At 56.5% G+C, this 7,222-nt stretch carries 2 protein-coding genes; both read right to left on the minus strand.

All coding sequences use genetic code 11. From position 1 onward, the window contains the following. Positions 1–42: 42 nt before the first annotated feature. Positions 43–4,089 (minus strand): Calx-beta domain-containing protein, encoded by a 4,047-nt coding sequence (locus ABEA92_RS08335; RefSeq protein WP_345683361.1) that lies wholly within the window; start codon positions 4,087–4,089, stop codon positions 43–45. Between the two features lie 270 nt (positions 4,090–4,359). After that, positions 4,360–7,059: a dockerin type I domain-containing protein gene (locus ABEA92_RS08340; protein WP_345683362.1), complete on the minus strand. Its 2,700-nt coding sequence runs from the start codon at positions 7,057–7,059 to the stop codon at positions 4,360–4,362. Between the last annotated feature and the right edge of the window lie 163 nt (positions 7,060–7,222).

Genomic DNA, 7,222 nt, shown 5'->3' on the forward strand with positions numbered 1-7,222 from the left:
CAATCAGGGCTTATGTTCAAGCGATAACGGAGGTGCTAGCGGCTAGTTGCTGTTAGCGATTCCTGCAGCTCGACTGAAGAGGGCATCAATCGCTGCTTGACTAAAGCCTTGCGAGGTCAATGGATTCGAGGTGCTGACAAAGCCGAGCTCTTCAACGCCACCAAAGAACTGCAATGCCGTTCCATCGCGGCTAATGACAAAGTCGTTCTCGTCCAACAGAGCCGTCTTGATTTCGGTTCCATCGACAATCGTCAAAATCGCTGCGTCTCGGTTCGCGTTGAGCAGCAATTCGCTGTAGTCGACATTGTCAAAGCCTTCGGCCGCCATAAAGAAGATTTGGTTGCCCGAGGCATCGAGGGCCACCGATCCACCACGTCGTCCATTGTTGGACGCACTGGCTGCATCCGTGTTGCCTCGCAAGTAGCTCGACGCCAAGATATCCAAGTTGGACATCGATGCTGACAATCCGAGGACCGGAAGGTTGGTCGCAGCGACGTTGCTACCACTGGCACCGACCGTAACCGGAACGTGATTGCTTCCCGACAGGAAGGTGTTCGCCGTCGAAACGCCGAAGTGAATCCGATACGAACCTTGGGTCACCCCGGTGAAGCGATAGCTTCCGTTCATGTCGGTAAAGGCGGTTGCGACAAGTTCACCCGATGCGGTGCGAAGTTCGACTCGAACTCCGGACAAGCCCGATTCGCCGGCGTCCTTGATTCCATCGCGGAACGGAGCAACCGAACCTCCCGATTTGATGACTTCGTTAAGGTTTTCAACTTCATCGACAAAGATCGATCCGGCAACGGTCGATCCGGTTCCTGGATCGGTTGGGTCGTTGTCAATGATCGTGACTGCGGACGCACTCGCACCGAGCACGGCACCGCCGGTAGCTCCGGAAATCGTGACGTTGAATGTCTCGTTCGGCTCGTCGACGGTGTCGTCGATGATCGATACGGTAATGGTTTTCGTCGCGCTGTCGCCATCGGCAAACGTGACCGTCTCGGTCTTTCCGGTGTAATCGGCTCCTGAGATTGCAGTGCCGTTGGACGTGGCGAACACAACCGAAACCGCGCCGTCGCTGCCGCCGGTACGAGTAACGGTGAAGGTCGCAAACGCTCCACCTTCACCAACCGAAAGCGTTGCGGGCGATAGCGAGATTGTTCCCGGGTTCACAACCACTTGGTCGTCGTTGGTGATCGTTCCTGTCGCAGCTGCTGCGGCACCCACGTCATAAGACGCTGTGTCGACCACGGTCAGAATGATTGTCTCGTTAGGTTCAACGACAGTATCGTCCGTTGGGTTGACGCTCACGGTCGCCGAAGATTGACCAGCGGGAATCGTCACGCTGCCAGAGAGTGCGGTGAAGTCGCTTCCCGATGTGGCAGTGCCGCTGACGGTGTAGTTCACCGTCAGATCAGAGGTCGTAGCGCCGGTACGTGTGAACGTGTAGACCAAGGTGCCCGAGCCATCTTCGTTGACTGCTGACGGAGCTACCGCAACGGTGACCACCGGAGTGACCGGGGCCGTATCGTCGTTGGTGATCGTCCCGGTCGCCGCACCGGCTGCACCCACATCGTAGGTCGCGGTGTCGGTGATCGTGAGGATGATGGTTTCGTCTGGTTCAACGACGGAATCATCGGTCGGGTTGACGCTGAGCGTGACGGACGACTGTCCTGCAGGAATCGTGACCGTTCCCGAGAGCGCCGTGAAATCGGTGCCGGAGGTCGCTGTCCCGCTGACCGTGTAGGTCACTGCCAACGCATTCGTGGTGGCACCGGTTCGAGCAAACGTGTAGACCAGTGCTCCCGATCCATCTTCGTTTACGGCCGTAGGATTCACCGTTACGGTAACCACTGGCGTCGCAGTAGCCGTGTCGTCGTCGGTGATCGTACCCGTCGCCGAACCTGCAGCACCGACGTCGTAGGTCGCCGTGTCGGTAATCGTCAAGATAATGGTTTCGTCCGGTTCGACGACCGAATCGTCAGTTGGATTGACGCTGACCGTCGCGGAGGATTGTCCCGCAGGAATGGTAACGGTGCCCGAAAGTGCAGTGAAGTCGGTGCCGGACGTCGCCGTTCCGCCGACGGTGTAACTGACTGCCAATGCGTCCGTGGTCGCACCCGAGCGGGTGAATGTGTAGATCAACGTTCCCGATCCATCCTCGTTCACCGCCGCAGGGTTGACTGCTACGGTGACAACCGGAGTGACGGTGGCGACGTCGTCGTTGGTGATCGTTCCGGTCGCAGTGGCCGAGGCGCCGACGTCATAGCTTGCAGTGTCGGTGACCGTTAGAACGATGGTCTCATCCGGCTCGACGGTGTCGTCATCCGTTGGATCGACACTGACGGTTGCCGAGGCTTGCCCTGCAGGAATGGTCAACGTGCCCGAAAGTGCGGTGAAATCGGTTCCTGACGTGGCGGTTCCGCTGACGGTGTAGTCCACGGTCAAGGCGTCTGTGGTAGCGCCGGTTCGCGTGAAGGTGTAATTCAATGCATTGTTGCCGTCTTCATTGACCGCCGCTGGCGATACGGCCACCGAAACGGTCGGAGTCACCGGAGCACCGTCGACGGTCGCGTTGATCACGAATCGGGCGTCGGCGTCAAAGCGAACTTGATCCAGCGGTACTGGACGCGAATTGTCGTTGCCTTGCTCATCGGGCTCTTCCAAGAACCCGTAGATCAAGAACGATTCGCCGTTGCTGTCTTCACCCGGAGTCACTTCAAAGGTCAAACCTTGGACCGGAGCGTTGATAAAGACAGGGATGCTGAGGGCGTCAAAGACGTTGTCCAGCGTGTCTTCATCGCCACCGTTGGCTTCGGGAACCCCGCCAGCGATGACCGGACCCAATCCACCGATGTCGTTAAACACTTCGGCTGGATCGGCTGTATTGGGATCAAACGATCCAATCGCAGGGCGGTTGTTAAGGAATTCGAACGAGCCGCCATTGGGGTTGGGTAGCGAGCGGCTTTCGTAATCGATGTCGTAACGCTGGCCAATTGCGGTTCCGCTACTATCGACGCCTTGCAGCACATTGTCGGTGCGGAATTCTTGGTTCGTCACCGCAGCGGCGTTGTAGGGAAATTCACCCACGCCAGGGATGCTGATCACAGGTTGGACTCTAATGGTCGGCTGGTTCACGCCGATCGCGTCGTTGCCGCCAAAGCGAACCTGCAAAAAGAAGTCATCAGGGTCGGCCGATGGCAGACGGGTGACTTGGACCGTGGTGCCCGCATCGAGGAACAACCCATTGGCGTCCTCGAGCGTTTCCAAAGCGGCTGTCAGCGTGCCGGTCGGGTCCGCGGTGAAATCGGTTGCGGCAATTCTTGCGGTGTTGGTGCTAACCTGGCCGGTGGCCGAAGTCAGCGTCACTTCCAACGCTAGAGTTTGAGTCGGATCGTCGATCTGTTGGCCGATCTTGATCTGCTGCGTCTCGGCAATGATCGGGGTGATCAGGCTAGGCGCATTGGTAGCACCGGAAACGCCGATGTCCGCGACAAGCTGGAATACGCCTTGGCGGAAGCGAACGTCAACGGTTTGACCCGGGGTTCCGGTGGGCAACGTGAAGACCTTGTCTTCACGAAGGTCCAAATATCCCACTTCCAACTCAAATACTTGCCCGACTGCAACGTTGTAGGCGCCGTTGCTGTCGCGGACCAACTCAGCACTGCTGCCGTCGCGAGCGCTCAATTGCACTTCAAGCAACGGTTCGCCAGCGCCTTCGCCCATGCGGTTGAGCGTGTTGATTACCGACAACGCGTCCGCCGCGGTCACGCGATTGTCACCATTGACGTCCACAAACGCCTTGATCTCTTCGCCTTGCCCGACTTCCGAAGAATTGCCACCGTTGCGGTTGAGGTGATTGATGACCGTCAACGCGTCCATGGGGGTGACCCGCATGTTGTTGTCGACGTCATTGGCGAGAAAGTAATTATGAGCGGCTGCAAAGTCGCCTGCGAGAAGTTCCCGTCGCTCAAGCGCTTCGCTGCTCAAACGTCGCGTGGGCTTTTGACCACGTTGGACTTGATCGTTGGAACGTTTGTCGGCCCTCAGCCATCCGGAGCGACGGAGCAAGTGACGCAGATGTTTCATCTGTTTTTCTCAGGAAGATGAAGGAGATTTTTGGGGAAAACTCGATGCCGAACACGACTGACACAGTCAAGTGATTCGGTTCAAGCTTGGAATTAGATCGACATAGAGTGACCAAGTCGAAAAAACATGCGAACCAGCCTATCTTATCTGGCGTTCCTAACTTATCAACATCCAGGGCAATCTATGCGGGCTAGCGACACTATGTTGTCGGTTAGAGATCGCAATATTCAAAAGGTTCCGATTTTTCTGTCGGAAAATAATTTCGGCTCGTCAGATTGCGGGGGTCGATAAGGGGGGATCGGTTCCAGTCAAGGAGCCCAGTTCCATCGACTCGGACCCCATTGTGCTTAGCGACTTTTCATTGACAACTAAATTCTGGGGGAACTTTTCGGAGATTTCTTCGGACATAGGAAGTATTTTGCTCGGTTCCACAGACGGTACCATCATTGGTGGGGTATTGAGTTTTTTGACGCCGGAGCGTTCCAGAGCGTCGCCAGCGACGCGATCCGGGGAAAATTCCAGCGGGGGGGCGTCCGCAGCCGCGCGAACGTGGCTTGGCCACTGGGCGAGCGCTCGGTCTCGAGAGGCAATGGATGGCTCAAACCCTTGCTCGGCTTGCGAATTTTGCTGGGCTCCCGAATCTTGCTCGGCAGCTAGCTCGCTTGTTTTCGCTTCGCCTTCGCCCAACTCTGACTCGCCGTCCGAATCCGTGCCGCCCGAATCCGTGCCGTCCGCGTTTCCGTTGGATGACAGCGCATTGATCACCAATAACGCGTCCAACGCGGTGACATCCCCATCGTTGTTGACATCAATCGACGGGCCCGCGGTTTCGCTAGCACCAAGCGTTCGCGGTCGATTGATGTTTAAATCGTTGATGATCACCAACGCGTCTTGCGCGGTGACGATTTGGTCTCGGTTCACGTCTCCCGGCATATTGGCGTTGTGTCGAGGGCTGGTGACGCGGCTGGCGATGACCACCACATCGTCGCTTGCACCATTGGTCACCTGAATTGCAGGGGCCGGATCGTCGAACGCGTAGATCAATTTTGTCGCCGCAAGCTCTAGCACGTAGTCCCCATCGGGAAGATGACTGAACTGCAACGCTCCCGATCCGTTGGTCGTGATTTGATCGTCAAATCCAAAGCTCAGGTCCGAGATGGCAATCGAGGAATTCGCATGTCCGAACGCACGAATCTCGGCGATTTCGCCCCCTGCGTCCTGGATAGTCAGCTCGGTCGATTTGCCGTAGGAAACCGCGTCGCTGGTCACCCGTTTGATCAGTTGTCCGTTGCGATCGTACGCTTCGATACGCCCGTAGCTAACCGATCCTGCGTTGGCACCCCAAATCTGCAGGTTCACTTCACCAACGTCTTGGTCGAATTTAGCAATGAAAACATTGTTTGCGTTCCACTGCTCGCTCCACACGATGACCTGTGCGTCGAACGACTGAAAGAACTTCTGGTTGCTAGCAATCGGTGACTCGAACACGCCGAGCTGGCGTTGGTACGAAAAACCCTGGTTGGTCAACGTGACACCGGTAACGTTGCCACTAGCGATATAGCCATCAGGCAGCTCGTTCGCATGCACTTCACCGGAAAACAACGGAGTTCCATCCGCATTTCGCAGCGTTGCCGAGACGTTGCTCATCAACGGCTCTGATCCAGCACGGATCGAGTTGTCATCTTCGTCTAGAAAAACATACCCGGTGATACTGGCGGCGGAAATCGCAGGCGACTTGATGGTCCCCTCGACGATGTTGCTGGTCACGGTGGTGTTGACGTCGATGGCCCGCCAATCGATGGTCGAAAACGCTTGGTCAATCACGATCTGCAAATCAAAATCGACGACCTGTTGATCGGGGGTCGACGCAACAATCCAAGCACCCCCATCGAGCCGGTATTGCAGTTCGCTGACCCGATTCAAGGTGATGTCGCTTTGCGGCCCTTCGGAGTTTTGGTTTGCAAGCGCGACGGCATTGGCCGTGCCATCAAAATGGTAGGTAGAGGTCGAGGCATCAAAGTAACCCACGCCCTGAAGATTTAGCGGTACATCGGCAACGTCAAAAATGCCATCATTGTCGCTGTCCTGCCAACCGACCATTGCCAGCGTCGAAGCGGGGCTGGTGTGGTTTTCGTAGGCGACGGAGAGCGGATAACCGCCTCGCATGATGCTGTCTTCTTGGACAAATCCGCCCGTGGGGTTATCCGACGCATTTAAATTCTGAGTGTTGTAGTAGCCGCGTCGATCGGTCCACGATCCAGCACCGGGGTACTCGTCGCGAGCCCAGAAGATGTGTCCCATTTCGTGGGTGATAGTCGATGCCGGACGGGTCGACAGCGTGACCATAAACAAGCCACCTGAAAAGGCAAACGCCCCCGAAAAGTAACCGCCGGGAGCGAAGAAGCCATCGTGTTGGCCGGTGGACGGATTGATATCATCCGACGAATCGACGACGACGATGGTAAAGGACCAATCGGTCGCCAGCTTCTCTCGCTGGTCGTGGTTGAACGCCAAAACCGCGTTTTGCAGTGCGGACGATCCGGGGTAGTCAAGCGAATCCATAAATCCGCTCAAGGCCAGTTCAAAACCCTCGCTATTGCGATCGATCAGCTCGTACGGGGTTTCGACCGGGTTCTTGGCGTAAGTATCGTCGATCACGAATTCGAGCGAATGGACGCTATCAAACCCATCAAGGGTCTCGGCCCACCAATTCACCCCTTCGCTGATCTTGGCCAGCATCTCGTCGATTTCAGTTGGCGTCCAGTTTTGGGACTGGGCATCAATACTGCCGTCGCTCTCGAAAAAGATAGGCGTGACCGCGACCCGGCCAAGCAGAAATTCACCAGTATCGAGCTCTGTTGCTCCCAAGGGGGCTGCTGCTAGCAAGTTTCGCTTTTCCAGCTGCTGAAAACGAGCGGCTCGGCGGTGTGCCGAACGCTTTCGTCGTCGATTTGCAGGAGCACGAAACATAGGGGCCAAGCAGGTCCAATGGAGCCAAAAGAATGGGTAACAAAGGAATGATCGGCATTCTTTGCCAAATCGCCTCGCAACTTAGATGCGACAAGACAGGATTTGTCTCACGGATTTGCTGCAATCGTTGAAATCCGTTTCGATTCCCCAGTCCCATTATCTT

The sequence above is a fragment of the Novipirellula caenicola genome, from assembly GCF_039545035.1.
Classification (GTDB): Bacteria; Planctomycetota; Planctomycetia; order Pirellulales; family Pirellulaceae; genus Novipirellula; species Novipirellula caenicola.

Excerpts from the sequence above, each read along its gene's own strand:
- ABEA92_RS08335 (WP_345683361.1), bottom strand. The coding sequence starts at position 4,089 with ATGAAACATCTGCGTCACTTGCTCCGTCGCTCCGGATGGCTGAGGGCC.
- ABEA92_RS08340 (WP_345683362.1), bottom strand. The coding sequence starts at position 7,059 with ATGTTTCGTGCTCCTGCAAATCGACGACGAAAGCGTTCGGCACACCGC.